This is a genomic window from Caenispirillum bisanense, assembly GCF_900230255.1.
Classification (GTDB): domain Bacteria; phylum Pseudomonadota; class Alphaproteobacteria; order Rhodospirillales; family Rhodospirillaceae; genus Caenispirillum; species Caenispirillum bisanense_A.
This window is the reverse complement of the sequence record NZ_OCNJ01000001.1, coordinates 221110-238506: the sequence shown is the minus strand read 5'-3', so window position 1 is coordinate 238506 and position 17397 is coordinate 221110. Positions and strand designations below refer to the sequence as shown.

Annotated in this window: 16 protein-coding genes and 1 pseudogene; 6 read left to right on the top strand and 11 right to left on the bottom strand. The window is 69.1% G+C overall.

Annotated features, from left to right (window positions below):
* Positions 1-70 precede the first annotated feature (70 nt).
* Positions 71-1195: a homogentisate 1,2-dioxygenase gene (locus tag CRP50_RS01195; protein ID WP_097277147.1), complete on the bottom strand. Its 1125-nt coding sequence runs from the start codon at positions 1193-1195 to the stop codon at positions 71-73.
* A 123-nt stretch (positions 1196-1318) separates the two neighbouring features.
* On the opposite strand from CRP50_RS01195, the gene CRP50_RS01190 reads away from it, so the two are divergent.
* Positions 1319-1852: a MarR family winged helix-turn-helix transcriptional regulator gene (locus CRP50_RS01190; protein WP_245913326.1), complete on the top strand. Its 534-nt coding sequence runs from the start codon at positions 1319-1321 to the stop codon at positions 1850-1852.
* Between the two features lie 30 nt (positions 1853-1882).
* Positions 1883-2089: a hypothetical protein gene (locus tag CRP50_RS01185; protein WP_097277146.1), complete on the top strand. Its 207-nt coding sequence runs from the start codon at positions 1883-1885 to the stop codon at positions 2087-2089.
* Between the two features lie 75 nt (positions 2090-2164).
* On the opposite strand, the gene CRP50_RS01180 is transcribed toward CRP50_RS01185, so the two are convergent.
* The 5 genes from CRP50_RS01180 to CRP50_RS01160 are packed head-to-tail and all read right to left on the bottom strand — an operon-like array spanning position 2165 to position 7401.
* Positions 2165-2935 (bottom strand): ABC transporter ATP-binding protein, encoded by a 771-nt coding sequence (locus tag CRP50_RS01180; protein WP_097277145.1) that lies wholly within the window; start codon positions 2933-2935, stop codon positions 2165-2167.
* Positions 2932-3771 carry an ABC transporter ATP-binding protein gene (locus CRP50_RS01175; protein WP_097277144.1) on the bottom strand — a complete coding sequence of 280 codons (840 nt, stop codon included), beginning with the start codon at positions 3769-3771 and terminating at the stop codon, positions 2932-2934. Before CRP50_RS01175 ends, CRP50_RS01180 begins: the two co-directional genes overlap by 4 nt.
* A 3-nt stretch (positions 3772-3774) precedes the next feature.
* Positions 3775-4692, bottom strand: coding sequence for a nickel transporter permease (nikC, locus tag CRP50_RS01170; protein WP_097277143.1), 918 nt, complete (start codon positions 4690-4692; stop codon positions 3775-3777).
* 1 nt (position 4693) lies between these two features.
* Positions 4694-5767, bottom strand: coding sequence for an ABC transporter permease (locus tag CRP50_RS01165; protein WP_097277749.1), 1074 nt, complete (start codon positions 5765-5767; stop codon positions 4694-4696).
* Between the two features lie 38 nt (positions 5768-5805).
* Entirely contained in the window at positions 5806-7401 is a 1596-nt protein-coding gene (locus CRP50_RS01160; protein ID WP_097277142.1) for an ABC transporter substrate-binding protein, read from the bottom strand.
* Between the two features lie 340 nt (positions 7402-7741).
* Here CRP50_RS01160 and CRP50_RS01155 point away from each other — a divergent pair, with 340 nt between their 5' ends.
* The 3 genes from CRP50_RS01155 to CRP50_RS01145 all read left to right on the top strand — a co-directional run bounded on the left by CRP50_RS01155 (position 7742) and on the right by CRP50_RS01145 (position 11111).
* Positions 7742-9799, top strand: a complete 2058-nt coding sequence (locus CRP50_RS01155) for a methyl-accepting chemotaxis protein (RefSeq protein ID WP_176524973.1) — start codon at positions 7742-7744, stop codon at positions 9797-9799.
* 101 nt (positions 9800-9900) lie between these two features.
* The gene (locus CRP50_RS01150; RefSeq protein ID WP_217991967.1) at positions 9901-10560 is read left to right on the top strand and encodes a VOC family protein; all 660 of its coding nucleotides are present in this window, start codon (positions 9901-9903) and stop codon (positions 10558-10560) included.
* Between the two features lie 14 nt (positions 10561-10574).
* Positions 10575-11111: a winged helix DNA-binding protein gene (locus tag CRP50_RS01145; RefSeq protein ID WP_097277140.1), complete on the top strand. Its 537-nt coding sequence runs from the start codon at positions 10575-10577 to the stop codon at positions 11109-11111.
* A gap of 16 nt (positions 11112-11127) precedes the next feature.
* Here the strand turns inward: CRP50_RS01145 and CRP50_RS01140 are convergent, their stop codons facing one another.
* Together CRP50_RS01140 and CRP50_RS01135 are read right to left on the bottom strand one after the other, a co-directional pair.
* Complete coding sequence (locus CRP50_RS01140; RefSeq protein WP_097277139.1) at positions 11128-12723, bottom strand: BCCT family transporter; 1596 nt, start codon at positions 12721-12723, stop codon at positions 11128-11130.
* A 22-nt stretch (positions 12724-12745) separates the two neighbouring features.
* Positions 12746-13333: a hypothetical protein gene (locus tag CRP50_RS01135; protein WP_217991966.1), complete on the bottom strand. Its 588-nt coding sequence runs from the start codon at positions 13331-13333 to the stop codon at positions 12746-12748.
* 296 nt (positions 13334-13629) lie between these two features.
* Here CRP50_RS01135 and CRP50_RS01130 point away from each other — a divergent pair, with 296 nt between their 5' ends.
* The gene (locus tag CRP50_RS01130; RefSeq protein WP_097277138.1) at positions 13630-14178 is read left to right on the top strand and encodes an invasion associated locus B family protein; all 549 of its coding nucleotides are present in this window, start codon (positions 13630-13632) and stop codon (positions 14176-14178) included.
* Positions 14179-14278: 100 nt separating this feature from the next.
* Here the strand turns inward: CRP50_RS01130 and CRP50_RS01125 are convergent, their stop codons facing one another.
* The 3 genes and pseudogenes from CRP50_RS01125 to CRP50_RS26445 form a co-directional block, all read right to left on the bottom strand.
* The gene (locus CRP50_RS01125; protein ID WP_097277137.1) at positions 14279-14950 is read right to left on the bottom strand and encodes a response regulator; all 672 of its coding nucleotides are present in this window, start codon (positions 14948-14950) and stop codon (positions 14279-14281) included.
* 214 nt (positions 14951-15164) lie between these two features.
* Entirely contained in the window at positions 15165-17270 is a 2106-nt protein-coding gene (locus tag CRP50_RS01120) for a putative bifunctional diguanylate cyclase/phosphodiesterase (RefSeq protein ID WP_097277136.1), read from the bottom strand.
* 51 nt (positions 17271-17321) lie between these two features.
* A pseudogene (locus tag CRP50_RS26445) lies at positions 17322-17387 on the bottom strand (hypothetical protein); the annotation flags it as partial.
* Positions 17388-17397: the final 10 nt, after the last annotated feature.

Here is a 17397-nt window from a genome sequence, read left to right as displayed (position 1 = left end):
GCGCCGGGCGCGGCCCTTGGCCGCTTGGCTCCCGCGGCAGAAGCCGCGCGGCGCGGTCGCGCCGTAGGTCCTATTTCTGTTGCCAGGACTTGTAGTAGTCGCTCCACTCGACGCCGTCCGGCAGGTTGGGAACGCGCAGCATGTCGCGGGTGTCGACCATCACCGCCACCTCGTCGGTCTCCTTGCGGCTGTACTGCATGGCCGTCTCGTAGGCCTTGGGGTGCGGGCCGTGCGGGAAGCCGATGGGGTGATAGGTGGTCATGCCCGGATGGATGTTGTCGCGCGAGAAGAACTGGCCGCGGTGGTAGAAGATGAACTCGTCGAAATCCACGTTGGCGTGGAAGTACGGCAGTTTCAACGCGCCGGGATCGGATTCGATGGGCCGCGGCGCGAAGGTGCAGACGATCACCCGGCCCGACAGGAAGGTGGTGTGGGCCGACGGCGGCACGTGATAGCGGGCGCTCATGAGCGGGCGGATGTCGCGCCAGTTCAGCTTCACCGGGGCCAGATCGCCGTGCCAGCCCACCGCGTCCAGCGGGTTGAAGCCGTAGGTGACCATCGACACCGTGTCTTCGCGCTTGATGAGGCAGGCGGTCTCGCGCTCGCTGTACTGGTCCTGGAAGGCCTCGTCGATGCGCGGCACCTCCAGCACGGCCGGGTCGAAGATGGCGTGGGTGCCCATGATGCCCTTGGCCGGCAGCTTGAAACTGTCCCCGGTCGCCTCGATCATCAGCACCTGGGCCGGCTCGTCGCATTCCAGGCGCCACTGCACGCCGCGCGGCACGACGATATAGTCGCCGTCGCGGAAGGTCATGTGGCCGTAGTCGCAGAAGAAGTGGCCGCGGCCTTCGTGGAAGAACAGGATGTCGTCGCCGTCGGCGTTGCGGGCGAGCGCCTCCATCGTCCCCTCGGTGCGCCAGAAGCGGACCTTGGTGGCGGCGTTGTGCAGCACCAGCTGCGCCGCCCAGGGGTCGGGGCCGACCTCGCGCACCTTGTTCAAATCGAAGGCGCGCGGGCGCAGCGGTCCTTCCCACTTGACCCAGCCGGTCGGCGGGTGCTTGTGGTGCAGCTGAGAGGCGGGGCCGAAGAAGCCCTCGCGGCCCATCTCCTGCTCGTAGGTCCCCTCCGGCAGGTCGCAGTGGGCCTGGCGGCTGGCGCGGCCTTCCACGTGCGGAAAGGAGATCCAGTTCTTCATGGGTGCGTCGCCTCCCTGGAGTTTTCTTGCTTCGCGGCGCGGCCGCCCCATGGCTTGCCCGCCGCCTTCGCCTACGTTAGTTTCAAATGAAACCACTTCCAAGGACAAATGCGGTGAGGGGGCATGATGACCGGATTCCAGGCTGACCGACGACCACCCGAGGCGGCGGACGCGGCGGCGGACACGGCCGAGCCGCTGTCGCTCGACCACTTCATCCCCTACCGCCTGTCGGTGCTGGCCAACGTCATCAGCCGCGCCGTCGCGGCGATCTACGAGGAACGCTTCGGCCTGACCATCCCGGAATGGCGGGTCATGGCCGTGCTCGGGCTCGACGAGGCGGGGCCGGAACCGGTGAGCGCCAACTCGGTCGCCGCCCGCACGGCCATGGACAAGGTGCAGGTCAGCCGCGCCATCGCCCGCATGGTGCAGGCGGGGCTCGTCAGCCGCGACACCGACAGCAGCGACCGCCGCCGCTCGGCGCTGGCGCTGACCGCCAAGGGCCGCGCCGTCTACCGCGAGATCGTGCCCGCCGCCCTGCGCTACGAGGCCGATCTGCTGGCTAGCCTGGACGAGGGGGAAACGGCGACGCTCGACCGGCTGCTCGCCAAGCTGCATGCGGCAGCCATGGCACGCGGGGGTGGGTCCGGCGTAGACTAGGGGAAATCCTTCTACCGCAGGACGACCGCCATGCTCCGCACCGCCCTCCCCCTCGCCGCCGCAGCCGCGCTGCTCGCCGCCTGTTCCGGCGCGCCGGGCACCGCCTACGACTACCGCACCGACCCGCAGGTGGCCGGCCAGCGGCCCGGCTCCATCGTCTACAGCGACTCGTGGAAGCCGGGCTGGTACTACGACGAGGACGACAGCCGCTACTACGTCATCGTCCCGCCGCAGTGAGGCCATTTGCGCTCCGGCGCGGGGGCGCAGTCGCGCCCCTGATCGCAGGGTCCGACCGAATGAGATCGGAACCCGCTAGACCAGCAGCTCCTCCACCACGGCGCGGTCGTAGCCCTTGGCGGCCAATAACAGTTGGCGGGTATAGGGCTCCTGCACCGTGCCGTCGCGCAGCTGATCGACGGTCAGTTGCTCCACCACTTCGCCATGGCGCATGACGCTCATGCAGTCGCACATGTGGGCGACGACGGCGAGGTTGTGGCTGACCAGGATCATGGTCAGCCCGAGGTCGCGCTTCAGCCGCCCGAGCAGGTTGAGGATCTCCGCCTGCACCGAGACGTCGAGCGCGCTCGTCGGCTCGTCGAGCAGCAGCACACGCGGCTCCAGGATGATGGCCCGCGCGATGGCGACGCGCTGGCGCTGGCCGCCCGACAGCTGGTGCGGATAGCGGAAGCGGAAGCTGTCGTCCAGGCCGACCTCGCGCAGCACCCGGCGGATGCGGCCGTCGTGGTCGTCGAAGTGGTGGATCTTCAGGGGCTCCGACAGGGTGCGGTCGACCGTGTGGCGCGGGTGCAGGCTGCCGTAGGGGTCCTGGAAGACCATCTGGACACGGCGGTGGAAGTGCCCCGACCGCCGCTTGCCGAGCCGCTCGCCGGCGACCGTCATGCGCCCGTCCCACGCCCCGTCGAGCCCGGCCAGCGCGCGCAGCACCGTCGACTTGCCGGAGCCGCTCTCGCCGACGAGGCCGTAGACCTCACCCTCCCGCACGTGCAGCGACACGCCCTTCACCGCCTGCACCACGTGGCGCTCGGTGCGGAAGGTGACGTGCAGATCCTCGATGACGATCATGCGCCGCCCTCCAGCCAGGCCGGGTCGCGGGCGAGCACCGGCAGGTCGCCGCGGCCGCCGTCGATTGCCGGCATGGCCGCCAGCAGGCCGCGGGTATAGGGGTGGCGGGCGGCGTGCAGGTCGGCGGCGGCGCATTCCTCCACCACCCGGCCGGCGTACATCACCACCACGCGGTCGCAGAAGCTGGCGACCAGATTGAGGTCGTGGGAAATGAACATGAGCCCCATGCCGGTTTCCCGCACCAGGTCGTCGAGGATCGCCAGCACCTGCATCTGCACGGTGACGTCGAGCGCGCTGGTCGGCTCGTCGGCGATGAGCAGGTCGGGGCCGAGCGCCACCATCATGGCGATCATCACCCGCTGCCCCATGCCGCCCGACAGTTCGTGCGGATAGGCGTCGTAGACGCGGTGGGGGTCGGTGATGCGCACCTTGGCGAGCGCGTCCAGCGCGATGGCACGGGCGGCGGCGCGTCCGAGGGAGCGGTCGGCGGTGCGGAAGGCTTCCGTCAGTTGCCGGCCGATGGGCATCACCGGGTTGAGGGAATACTTGGGATCCTGCATCACCATGGCGATGCGCCGGCCGCGCAGGGATCGCATCTCGCGCTCCGGCAGGGCGAGCAGGTCGCGGCCGTCGAACGCCATCCGGTCGGCGCTCACCACCCCCGGCGGGCGGACGAGGCGCAGCACCGAGCGGCCGGTCATGGACTTGCCGGACCCGGACTCGCCGACGATGCCCACCCGCTCGCCGCGGGCGACGCGCAGGGACAGGCCGCGCACGGCATGGACGACGCCGGTGTCGGTGTGGAAGTCGACCCGCAGGTTGTCGATCTCGAGCATGGGTCAGCTCCCGCTCTTCGGGTCGAGCACGTCGCGCAGGCCGTCGCCGAGCAGGTTGAAGCCGAGCGACACGACGAAGATGGCGATGCCGGGCATGGCCGCCACCCACCACTGGTCGAGCAGGAACTTGCGGCCCGAGGCGACCATGGCGCCCCACTCCGGGCTCGGCGGCTGGGCACCGAGGCCGAGGAAGCCGAGGCCGGCGGCGGTAAGGATGATGCCGGCCATGTCGAGCGTCACCCGCACGATGACCGACGACGTGCACAGCGGCATCACCTGCCGCACGATGATCCGCGCCGACGACGCCCCCTGCAGCCGGGCGGCGGCGATGAAGTCGCTGCGGCGGATGGTCAGGGTTTCGGCGCGGGCGATGCGGGCATAGGGCGGCCAGGTGGTGATGGCGATGGCGATCACCGCGTTCTCGATGCCCGGCCCCAGCGCCGCCACCAGGGCCAGCGCCAGGATGAGCCGCGGGAAGGCGAGGAAGATGTCGGTGACGCGCATGAGCAGGGTGTCGATCCAGCCGCCGAAGTAGCCGGCGACGGTGCCGATCAGCAGCCCGAGCGGTGCGACGATGATCGCCACCAGGATGACGATGTAGAGGGTGATGCGGGCGCCGTAGAGCACGCGCGACAGGATGTCGCGGCCGAGTTCGTCGGAGCCGAGCAGGTAGCCCTCCGTCCCCGGCGGCATCAGCCGCATGTCGAGGTTCTGGTCGTAGGGCGAGTGCGGCGCGAGCAGCGGCCCGACGGCCGCCACCAGCAGCAGCACCAGCACGATGGCGAGGCCGGTGACGGCCAGCGGGTTGCGGCGGAAGTGCAGCCAGCCGCGATAGGTGCGGCCGAACCACGCCTGCCGGCGCGACGCCGGCGCGTCGTCGAGCAGCCAGGAGCGGAGGGAGCGCGGGGTGGTAGCAGTCATGTCAGCGCGCCCTCGGATCGAGCTTGCGATACAGGAAGTCGGACAGCAGGTTCAGGCCGATGAACACGCAGCCCACCACCACGGTCCCGCCGAGCACCGCGTTCATGTCGGCGTTGAGCAGCGAGTTGGTGATGTAGGACCCGAGCCCCGGCCACGAGAACACGATTTCGGTCAGCACCGAGCCCTCCAGCAGCGTGCCGTAGGACAGGGCGATCACCGTCACCAGCGGCACCCAGGCATTGCCGAGGGCATGGCGCCAGACCACCGTGCGCTCGGGCAGGCCCTTGACGCGCGCCGTGGTGATGTATTCCTGGCGCAATTGTTCGAGCATGAAGCTGCGGGTCATGCGGCTGATGTAGGCGAGGCTGAAGTAGCCGAGGATCGAGGCCGGCAGCACGATGTGCGACACGGCGTTCCAGAACACGTCCCACTCCCCCGCGAGGGCGGCATCGAGCAGGATCACGCCGGTGAAGCTCGGCACCATCCCTTCGTACAGCAGGTCGATGCGCCCGGGCCCGGCCACCAGGTCGAGGCGGGCGTAAAGGATCAGCAGCCCCATGAGGCCGAGCCAGAACACCGGCACCGAATAGCCCATGAGCCCGATGACGCGGATGACGTGGTCGACCCAGGTGCCGCGCTTCACCGCCGCCAGCACGCCGGCCGGGATGCCGAAGATGATGCCGATGAAGGTCGCCACCGTCGCCAGTTCCAGGGTGGCGGGGAAGACGCGCTTCACGTCCTCCAGCACCGGGTTGGACGTCAGCACCGAGGTGCCGAAGTCGCCCTGCAGCGCCTTGCCGACGTAGATCAGGAACTGCTGCCACAGCGGCAGGTGCAGCCCCAGCTCGCGGCGCATGGCCTCGTAGGTCTCGCCGCTGGCACGGTCGCCGACGGCGGCCAGCACCGGGTCGATGGGCACCACGCGGCCGATGAAGAAGGTGACCGCGAGCAGGCCGAGGAAGGTGACGACCATGGTCACCAGCAGGCGCAGGCCGCTCGCCGCCCATTGCGGAGTGGCGGAGAGGGCGCCGCGGCGGCGCCCTCCCTTGCCGGCGATCTGAGGCGGTGGAACCATCGCCTCGGGGGTGTGGTCTCGGGCCATGCCGGCGGCCGTCACTCTTTGGTGATGTTGCGGTAGTAGACGACGTCGAAGTTCGGTCCGACCTCGAAGCCCGTCACGCCCTTGCGCTCGGCGATGACGGCGATGTCCTGGAACATGATGACGAAGGGCGAGACCTTCTGGTGCTCGCGCTGCATGTCCTGGTACATCTGCCGGCGCTTGGCGGTGTCCTTCTCGGCCAGCGCCGCCTCGGTCTGCTTGGTCATCTCGGGGATGTCCCAGGCGTTGCGCCAGGCCAGCAACTTGAAGTCGCTGTCGTCGGCGTTGTTCGGGTTCCAGGCGAAGCCCTGGGCGTTGGAGTGCGGGTCGAGGTAGTCCGGCGCCCAGCGACCGATGTAGATGTCGTGCTGGCGGGCGCGGTACTTGGTCAGGGTCTGCTTGTTGTCGCCCGGGATGATCTCCAGGTCGATGCCGGCCTTGGCCCACATGGCCTGGATGGCCTGCGCCACGTCCGCCGTCGGATAGGTGTTGCGGACGTCCATGGTGACCTCGAAGCCGTCGCCGACGCCGGCCTTCTCCAGCAGCGCCTTGGCCTTGTCCAGGTCGTAGCTGTAGGGCTGGTCGTCGATGGCGCCGAGGAAGCCGGCCGGCAGGAACGACTGGTGCTGCACCTTGGTGCCCTGCAGGATGTTCTTCTCGATGCTGTCGTAGTCGACCAGCCACTTCAGCGCCTCGCGCACCTCGGGCTTGGCCAGCGTCTCGTTCTTCTGGTTGAGGCCGAGGTAGTAGATGGCGCCCTGCGGGACGTTGCGGATGCCGACGTCGTCGCGCTTGGACAGGGCGGCGATGTCGTCGGGCGAGAGGTTGCGGGCGATGTCGGCATCACCCTTCTCCAGCAGCAGGCGCTGCGGCGCGCTTTCCGGGATGTGGCGGAGCGCGACCCGCTTCATGGCGGGCGCGCCGCGCCAATAGTCCTCGAAGCGGTCGAGCATGACCAGCTCGTTGGGCTTCCAGGCGTTCAGCGTGAAGGGGCCGGAGCCGGCTTCGTTGGTCTTCAGCCAGGCATTGCCGAGGTCGCCGTCCTTCTCGTGCTCCATCACCGTCTTCTTGTCGAGGACGGAGCTGACCCAGCTGCCCAGGTTGTTCAGCACGAAGGTCGGGGCGTAGGCCTTGTCGGCCTCGAACACCAGGGTCTGCGGGTCGGTGGCGCGCACCTTCTGGTCGACGTTCTCCGGCGTCAGGCCGAATTCCGTGAGGATGAAGGCGGGGCCCTTGTTCAGCTTCACCACGCGCTGCAGCGACCACGCCGCATCCTCGGCGGTGACCGGGTTGCCCGAGTGGAACTTCAGGCCGTCGCGGATCTTGAAGGTGAAGGTCTTGCCGTCGTCGGAAACGGTCCAGCTTTCGGCGATGCCGCCCTTGATGTCGTCGGTGTTCTCGATGTCGTAATAGACCAGCCGGTCGTAGAGGTTGGCCGCCAGCTCGGCGCCCGAAAACTCGTAAGCCTCGGCGGGGTCGAGCGTGATCAGCTCGTCGAGCTGCCAGGCGATGACGGCCATGTCCTTGGGCGTCGCGGCCTGCAAGGACACGCTGCCGAAGGCGGTGGACAGCGCCACCACGGCGGCGGCGCAAACGGTACGAAGCATCATGATGTAGGAGCCTCCCTGCGGGTTGGGTGCCGCATGGCGATTATTTTGAACACCCCGATCATGGCCGAGCCCGAGTCGACAGGTCAAGGATGCTGCACGGCACCCGCATACCACCGCCGACGGCGCGCCACGCGATCCATGCGGCGGTCCCAGGAACCCTGGCGCGCAAGGCCCCTCCTTCGTCGCAAGAATTCGCCGCCGGGAAATACCTGCGCATATGCGGCATATACGAAATTTCTACCACCAACGGCGAAAAAGCCATGATCCGTCGGGGTATATGCCGTTTAATGTCCAAGTCGGGAAGTCAACGAACAACCAAAGCGAGGGGCAGATGAGGCTGATGTCGACACTGCGGGGGGCGATCCTGGTGCCGGTCCTGGGCGCCACCGTGATCGGACTGGGACTGCTGATCACCTTCTCCAGCGTCATGCAATGGCGTGACGCCGAAGTCCTGGATGCGCAGATCATGGAAGCCACCGCCGCGGGTGCGGCGGCGCGCCTGACGGGCTTCGTCAACCGCGCCGCGGCCACGGCCGAGGCCAACGCGGCCGCCGTGGCCGCCGCCATCGACGCCGGCACCTGGGACCGCGCCGACAATGCGGTCACCCTGCGCGGCCAGCTGGAAACCCAGAAGCACCTGACCGGCGTCTACATCGGCTTCGAGCCGGACGCCGACGGCCGCGACGCCGACCACCGCTCCGACGGCCTCGGCACCGAGGGCGAAGGCCGCTACCTGCTCTACGCCGCCCGCGCCGCCGACGGCTCGGTGACGGTCGACCCGGCGCCCATGACGGGCGACGCGGCCGAAGAGTTCTGGTACCGCAAGCCCATGCGCGAGCGCCGCACCGTCCTCACGCCGCCCTATACCTACAACGTCGCCGGCCGCGACCTGCTGATGACCACCATCAGCGCCCCCATCGTCCTGAAGAGCGGCAAGGTGATCGGCATTTCCACCGCCGACGTCGCGCTCGACATCCTGGCCGGCGAGTTCGCCGCCCTGAAGCCCTTCGACGTCGGGTCCGTGTCGCTGGTCGCCCACGACGGCACCTGGGTCGCCCACCCGACCGCCGCCGCCGTCGGCACCGCCACCGCCGCCGAGGAAAAGGCGCTGCTGGACGCCGGCCTCGCCGGTCGCACCTGGGCCGGCGAACGCACCGCCGCCGACGGCACCCTCATGATGGCCGCCGCCATGCCGGCCGACCTGGGCGCCATCACCGAGCGCTGGACGGTCATCGCCGAGGCACCGGTGGACGTGGTGTTCGCCCAGGCGCGCCGTACCCTGATGCTGCTCATCGTCGCCGGCCTCGCCACCATGGGCGCGCTGGTGGTGGTCGGCATCCTCATCGCCCGCCGCATCAGCCGTCCCATGAGCGCGCTGGTCGACACCGTCGACCGCCTCGGCGCCGGCGACTACGCCGCACCCCTGCCCGCCGCCTGCGGCGTGCGCGAGGTGGACGCCATCGGCACCGCCATGGCCGACTTCAAGGACAAGCTGCGCCACGCCGAAGACCAGCGGCAGGAGCGCGAGGCGCGCGCCAAGGCCGACGTGGAACGCGCCGCCGAACTGCGCCGCCTGACCGAGACCTTCGACCAGGAAGTGGGCGAGATGGTCACCGGCCTCGCCTCCGTCGCCACGGAACTGGAAGCGACGGCCCAGTCCATGAGCAGCATTTCCGAACAGACCGCCCGCCAGGCGGAAGCCGTCGCCGCCGCCTCGGGCAACGCCGAAGCCGGCGTCGAGAGCATGGCCTCGGCGGCGGAACAGCTGTCGGCCTCCATCGCCGAGATCGCCCGCCACGTCACCTCCTCCACCACCGTCGCCGGCGAGGCGACGACGCGGGCCAAGAACACCCGCGAGCTGGTGGGCGGCCTGTCCACCGCCGCCGGCCGCATCGGCGAGGTGGTGAACCTCATCAACGACATCGCCAGCCAGACCAACCTGCTGGCGCTCAACGCCACCATCGAGGCGGCGCGCGCCGGCGACATGGGCAAGGGCTTCGCCGTGGTCGCCAACGAGGTGAAGAGCCTCGCCAACCAGACCGCCCGCGCGACCGATGAAATCGCCGCCCAGATCAAGGAAGTGCAGCAGGCGGTGGAGGAAACCGTCGGCGCCATCGACTCCATCGCCGGCATCATCGAGGAGATCAACACCCTCAGCACCACCGTCGCCGCGGCGGTGGAGGAACAGTCGGCCGCCACCCACGAGATCGCCCGCAACGCCCAGTCCGTCGCCGGCGACACCAGCGAGGTGGTCAGCCACATCGGCGGCGTCAGCGGCGGCGCCGCGGAAACCCGCAAGGCCGCGCAAGCCGTGCTCGGCGAGGCGGAGACCATGGCCGCCCGCGCCGAGGGTCTGCGCCGCAAGGTGGACGAGTTCCTGGCCGCCGTCGCCGCCTGACGACCGTCCGACGGCCTCGCATGGTGGGCGCGGCGCGGTCCTCTGGTGTATGGTGCGGGGCCGAGACCCCGCCCGACCACCGCCGAGGACCGCGCCGCCCCATGATGCACACCGTCATCGACCACCTGGCGATCGGCGCCGCCACGCTCGAGGACGGCACCGCCTGGGTGGCGCAGCGGCTCGGCGTCGCCCCGCAGGGCGGCGGACGCCATCCCCGCATGGGCACCCACAACCGCCTGCTGCGCCTCGGCAAGGGGCAGTATCTGGAAGTGATCGCCGTCGACCCCGACGCCCCGCCGCCCGACCGGCCGCGGTGGTTCGGCCTCGACGATCCCGCCGTGCGGGCCCGCCTCGCCGAGCGCCCGCGGCTGCTGGGCTGGATCGCCCGCACCGACACGCTCGCCGAAGCCCGTTCCGCCGCCGCCGACCCCGACCTGTTCGGCCCGGCGGAGACCATGAGCCGCGGCAGCCTGTCGTGGCAGATCACCCTCCGCCCCGACGGCGCCGCCCCCGCCGGCGGCGTCCTGCCCTCGCTCATCCAGTGGCCCGAGGGCGTTCATCCCTGCGACGCCCTGCCCGAGGTCGGCTGCCGGCTGGAAAGCCTGACCCTGCACCACCCGCGCCCGGAAATGGTGCGCGAGACCCTGTCGCGGATCCTGTTCGTCGCCGGCCCCGTGGCCGTCACCGTCACCCCCGCCGAGACCGCCCCCGCCGCCGTCGCCGTGGTGCGCGGCCGCCGCGGGCCCGTCACGTTCGACTGAAGGGAGCAGAGCCCATGGCCGACGCCACCGACCCCGCCGCCGGCACCAAGCCTCGCCGCATCGTCTCCTCCGCCCATCTGGTCAGCGACAAGGCGGCGGAGCTGTCGGAATTCGAGTTCGGCCTCATCATCGGCTACCACGCCTTTTCGCGCTGGATGGTGCGCTGCATGGCGGCGGCCGGCTACCCGGAGCTGTCGCCGCTGGACGTGCTGGTGCTGCACTCGGTCAACCACCGCGACCGCGACAAGCGCCTGGCCGACGTGTGCTTCACCCTGAACGTGGAGGACACGCACCTCGTCAGCTACAGCCTGAAGAAGCTGGCAGCCTCCGAGCTGGTCAGTCGCGAGAAGCGCGGCAAGGAGGCCTGGTTCAAGACCACCGACAAGGGCCGCGCCGCCTGCGACGCTTACCGCCAGGTGCGCGAGGAATGCCTGGTGGAGAGCTTCCAGACCATGGGCCTCGACACCAAGGCCATCGGCGAGCTGGCCGGCAAGCTGCGGGCGCTGTCCGGCCTGTACGGCCAGGCGGCACGGGCGGCGACGGTGTTGTGAGGCGGGGCGAGAGCCCTCACCCCGGCCAGGTCTGGTCCTGTGGCGTGCCCTGGCCGAGGGCGGCGCGCATGCGGCGGTCGCTTTCGGCCAGGATGGCCTTCTCCTCGCGCAGGCCCTGCACCAGGCCGTAGCACATGAACAGCATGATGATGCTGAACGGCAGCGCGGCGATGATGGAGGCGGCCTGCAGTCCCTCCAGCCCGCCGGCCAGCAGCAGCACCGCCGCCACGAAGCCCTCGCCCAGGCCCCACACGACGCGGTGCGGCGTCGGCGGTTCGGCGTCGCCGATGGACAGAAGCGTCGTCACCACCAGCGTCGCCGAGTCCGACGACGTGATGAAGTAGGTGGCGATGAGCAGCGTCACCAGGCACATGGCGGCATAGGCGATGCCGTCGCTCGCCATGGCGCCGATGGTGGTGTAGAGGGCGAGCGTCACGTCCTCGTTCACCGCCGCGGCGATGCCCGCGCCCTCCTGGTAGAGTTCCAGGTAGAGGCCGGTGCCGCCGAACACCGTCAGCCACAGCATGCCGAGCAGCGTCGGCACCAGCAGCACGCCCAGGATGAACTCGCGGATGGTGCGGCCACGGCTGATGCGGGCGATGAACATGCCGACGAAGGGCGCCCAGGCGATCCACCAGCCCCAGTAGAACGCCGTCCACGACGCCTGCCAGGTGCCGGTGCCGGCGGATTCGGCGTTGGTCCAGAAGCTCTGCGGGATCACCGTCCACATGTACTCGCCGAGCCCCTCGACGAACAGGTCGAGCAGGTAGCGGGTCGGCCCGAAGGCGAAGAAGAACAGCAGGATGGCGAGGCTCATCCACAGGTTCGCCTCCGACAGGATGCGCACCCCCTTGCCGACGCCCGACACCACCGACAGCGTGGCGACGGCGCTGATGCAGGCGATGAGGATGACCTGATTGGTGGTCGAGACCTCCATGCCGAACAGCGTGTTCAGGCCGGTGTTGATCTGCGTCACGCCGAAGCCGAGCGACGTGGCGACGCCGAACACGGTGCCGAACACCGCCAGCACGTCGACGGCATGGCCCCAGCCGCCGTAGATGCGGTCGCCGATCAGCGGGTAGAGGGCCGAGCGGATGGCCAGCGGCAGCTTCTTGCGGTAGCTGAAGAAGGCCAGGGTCAGCGCCACGATGGCATAGATCGCCCAGGGGTGCAGCCCCCAGTGGAAATAGGTGAGCCGCATGGCCGTCACGGCCGCACCGGGGCTTTCCGGGTCGGTCAGGAAGGGGTTGCCCTGAAAGTGGAACATGGGTTCGGCGATGGACCAGAACACCAGGCCGATGCCCATGCCGGCGCCGAACAGCATGGCGAACCACGAGAAATAGCCGAACTCCGGCTGCTGGTCGTCGTCGCCGAGCTTCAGGTCGCCGAACCGGCTGAACAGCAGCCACAGCGAGAACAGCAGGAACAGCGCGACGATGAGCACGTAGTACCACTTGAACCACGTGGTGATGCCGTCGCGCACGGCGATGAACCAGGAAGACGACGTCTCCGGCGCCGCCGTGCCGACCACCAGGAACAGCGCGACGACCACCAGGGCGACCAGCGCCATGGTGGGATTGAGGCCCTTGAACAGGCCGCTTTCGGCTCGCATTACGGTATCCTCCGCCCCGCCATCAGGTCTGCGCCGCACCGCCGCCCGCGGCGGCCTCGTAGAACTCCTCGCCGACGTGGGTGCCGGCCCCGCCGACCGCGCGGTAAACGCGCACGCCGCGCCGTTCCGTGCGGTGGTCGACCAGGGTCACCGCCGGTTGGCCGTTGACGGCGTTGCGCTGGCCGAGGAACACGGCCACCGGCAAGCCGATGTTGGAGGGGCCGCGGGTCATCCACAGGCGTTCCCAGTCGAAGGTGCCGCCGATGAAACCGAGCTGGGTCAGCGCGCCGTCGAAGCCGGAGGCGAAGAACTCGAGCGCCGCCTCGTCGGGGAAGACGTGGACGTTGATGTACGCATACGTCAGTTCGTTCACCAGCTCGGGCAGCGAGAAGGCGCCGGTCTCGTCGGCGCTCTCCTGGCGGCCGATGGCGCTGTCCATGTGCACCGTCAGCTCGTCGGGCTGCGGCTGGAAGCTGGGGGCGTAGCGCACGTAGGCGGCCGTGTCGGGCATGTGGTAGCGCACGCGGCGGATGCGCAGGTCGCGCACGATGTCGGTGGGGGTCATGGACAAGGCGTCGGCCCCGTCCACGGCGGGAACGTCGTCCGGCATGGAACCTTCCGTCTGCTTCGGGTGTCGTGTCGTCGGGGCCCGGCGGCGGCCTGCGCACCGGGCCATCCCTCGGGAAACGCCCGTGGCACCGGAAGGGTTGAACACTCGGCGCCCTCAATCCGCCACGATCGTGGCCTACGCGAGGGAGCCCGTGCATCCCGGTCTTGCCGGTGGTATGGTGCCGCGCACACCGGCACCCGCCATCGGATGGGGATGGCGGCGCCGGATCTGCACGACTACCGGCCGGCGGCGTAGAGTGCGCCGACGGCCGTTCGCCAAGGCGAGAGGAGCCCTGAATGAGTTTCCGTGTGAGTGTTTCCAGCATGCGCGCCATCGCCGCGGGGGCGGCGGCCGTTCTCGGCGTCGCGCTCACCACCACGCCCGCCGCCGCCCAGGCCCAGGGCGGCGCCCAGGGCAACGCGCAGGTCGGCCAGACCTACGGCAGCTGGACCGGTGCCTGCGAGCAGATGCCCGGCGGCGGCACCGAATGCTTCATCTTCCAGAACGTCAAGGACGCCCAGAGCGGCCGCCCCATGATGTCGCTGAAGGTCGGCTACTTCGGCCCGAACAACGAAGCGGCCATCCTCGCCGACCTGCCGACCGGCGTGCTCATCCCGCCGGGCGCCGCCTTCGCCGTCGACGGTGGCAACGAGGTGCGCGTGCCCTACCAGATCTGCACGCCGGGTCTGTGCCGCGCCATCGTGCCGCTCAACGACCAGATGATCAGCCGCATGAAGGCCGGCAGCGCCCTGCAGGTGAGCTTCGTCACCGCCGCCGGCAAGAAGCTCGGCGAGGCCGCGTCGCTGTCCGGCTTCACCGCCGGCTGGGACAGCGTGAAGAAGTGAGCCGCCGGCCGGCGCGGCCCTGCCGCCGCCGGTGCCTCAGGCGAACGAAAAGGGCCGCCCCCGCGAGGGAGCGGCCCTTTTTCTCGACCTGTTTCTGGTGTCAGACTTCGCCCATCAGCGTGTCGTTGCCTTCCTCGGCGCTGGCGGCGCGGATCAGCTTGGCGCGGCTGGCGACGTTGTAGGCACGCAGGATGGCGGTGACGTGCGCCTTCACCGTCGCTTCCGACAGGTTGAAGCGGGTGGCGATCTCGCGGTTGCTGAGGCCTTCCAGCACCAGCGCCAGCACGTCGCGCTGCCGCGCCGTCAGGCTCTGGCGCGGCGACCGGCTGTTGCCGCCCCCACCGCCGGACTCCGCATTGGCCGCGTGTTCGGCGACCATGGACGGGATGTAGATCCCGCCCTGCAGGACGAGGCGGATGGCCGCCAGCAGCACCGGTTCCGGCGCCGTCTTCGGGATGAACCCCGACGCCCCCTGCTCCAGGGCCTTGAGGGCGAGGCGCGGGTTTTCGTCGGCCGTCAGCACCACCACCGGCACGTCGGGCGCCGCGGTGCGCAACTGCGTGAGACCGCCGAGTCCGCTCGATCCCGGCATGCGGAGGTCGAAGACGACGAGGTCGAGATCGGGCACCGCCGCGACCTTCGACAACGTTTCGTCGAGGCTTCCCGCCTCCTCCAGGGTGACCTGCCCGAGTTGCGACAAAGATCCGCCCAGCGCGCGACGGACCAACGGGTGGTCGTCGGCGATGAGGATACGTACTGGCTTGTCGTTCATTTCCTGTTGAGCCCCCCAAAGGACTATCGGGCGCCCCCCACATCCCCGAGTGCGGTGCGCGCGCGGTTTCCCCTACCCAGGACCCATTATCCCTCAAACATATTTGTGAATATACTACCCTTTGGTATAGTTCCGCACCCTTTTGATCAGATACTCGCCTCAGCGACAAGATAAAACAACCGTGCCGCGAAGATTCCATAAATAACAGCAGGCATCAGCCAACGGTAGTCCCGGAAACTACCCGCACCGTCCCCGAGGCCGGCCGCCGGGTCGGAATACCGTCTACACTAGCCGGCTCCGGCAAACCTATGTACCAACCTTGCACGAAGTCTATTCCCATCTCGCGCAAAGCTTCGAGCGTCGCCGCATCCTCTACGAACTCGGCGACGGTGGCCACGCCGAACTCCTTCGCCATGGAATGGATGTGCCGGACCATGACCCGGTCGCGCGGATCACTGCACAGGTGGCGCACCAGGCTGCCTTCGATCTTCACATAGTCGACGTCGAGGAACTTGAGGTAGACGAAGGAGGAGAACCCGCTGCCGAAATCGTCGAGCGCGAAGCCGACCTTGTGGACCCGCATGGCGTCTATGATCTTCACCAGCCGGTCGAAGTGGGGCAGCGCCTCCCGCTCGGTGATCTCGAAGACGATGCGCTCGGGCTCGACGCCGGCGGCGCGGGCCTTGGCGGGCACGCCGTGCATCCAGTCGGCGGCGGCCAGCGAGCGGCCGGACAGGTTGAAGAACATCTTCAGCCCGCGGTCGGCATGGGCGGCCAGCACCGCCAGCCCCTTGTCGAACACCCGCTCGTCGATTTCGCGCGTCAGACCCAGCTCGTCGGCCGCCTCGATGAACTCGGCCGCCGGCTTCAGGCCTTCGGACGTGCGCACGCGGGCCAGCACCTCCAGCGCCATGAGCCCGCCGCCGGCGCGGTGGATGGGCTGGAACACTGCCTCCACCGCATCGTCGGCGAGCGCCTGCTGCAGCATCCGGCCCTTCTGGAAGACCGCCATGACGGCGTCCTCCTCGCCGCTGTCTAGGGTCGCCACCCGGTTCTTGCCGAGGCGCTTGGCCTTGTACATGGCCACGTCCATGGCGATGGTCAGCTTCTCGACGGTCGCGCCGTTCTCGGGGTAGGACACCAGGCCGAAGCTGGCGTTGGCATGGGCTTCGCCGACCGGCAGGCGGATGACCGCTTCGGTCAGGGCCCGGCGCAGGTTCTCGGCGGCGATATGCGCCTGTTCGGGCGTCGTCTCGGGCATCAGCACGGCGAACTCGTCGCCACCGAGCCGCGCCACCACGTCGGTGCGACGCATGCGGCGGTCGAGCACGCAGGCCAGTTCCTTCAGCGCCAAGTCGCCGACCGGGTGGCCGTAGGTGTCGTTGATGCTCTTGAAGTCGTCGAGGTCCAGCATGATGAGGCTGAAGCGGTGGCCATGGCGGTGGGCGCGGGCCACCTCCATGCGCAGGAAGTCCTCGAACTTGCGGCGGTTGTAGAGCTTGGTCAGCGGGTCGCGCTGGCTGAACTCCTCCAGCTTGTCCTGGTATTCCTGGATGGTGCCGAGCAGCCGATTGAAGTGGTCGGACAGGCTCTTCACCTCCTTGAGGTGAGTGCCCTGCCCGACGCGACGGTTGAGGTCGGTGTGTTCGATGATCTCGTCGATGACGCCGACGAAACGGGCGATGGGCTGCGCGACGAAGACCCGCAGCTTGAAGTACAGCGCCAGGAACAGGCTGCTCAGGATGAGTGTGAAGTAGATGATGACCGACTTGATGACGAAGCCGACGGACACCTTCAGGTCGGTGATGGGATAGCTGATGTCGACGACGCCGTTCACCTGGCCGATGTCGGCGGCGTGGCAGGCGCGGCATTCGTCGCGCACCAGCACGGGATAGAGGTAGCGGATGTGGTGTTCGCCGGTCCGTAGCACCGGCTCGCGCGTGCGGAAGGCCTCGGCGACCAGCGGGTCGTTGTCGCGCACCAGCGCCTCGCCCGGCAGGTCGCCGTACTGGGCGATGACCGGGGTGCCGCGGAAGACGCGGATTTCCGTGCCCGGCTGGCTCTCGTTGAGGCGGGCGACGATGTCGGCGATCTCGTCCTTGGTCCAGCCCTTGCGCATGGCGGCATAGAGCGACTGGAAGATGAGTTCGGACGTCTGCCGCGCCTCTTCCTGCGCCAGATCGCCGACGGCGCGGCGCTCCACCACCGTCGACATGACCAGGACGACCCCGACGGCCAGCGCCATGGCGGCCATGGAGAGCAGGAAGACGAACTGGCCGATGCTCAGCGTGCGGACCGTGCGCGCCAGAAAGGACTTCATGGAAGGAGATACCCGCCCCAGACCCGGGTACGCGCCGGAGCGCGCCCCCGCTCAACCGTAGCGGCGGAGCATGCCGTACTTCGCGGGAAAATACCACAAAGGTCTTAGGTGTTCTGGCGAAAGATCG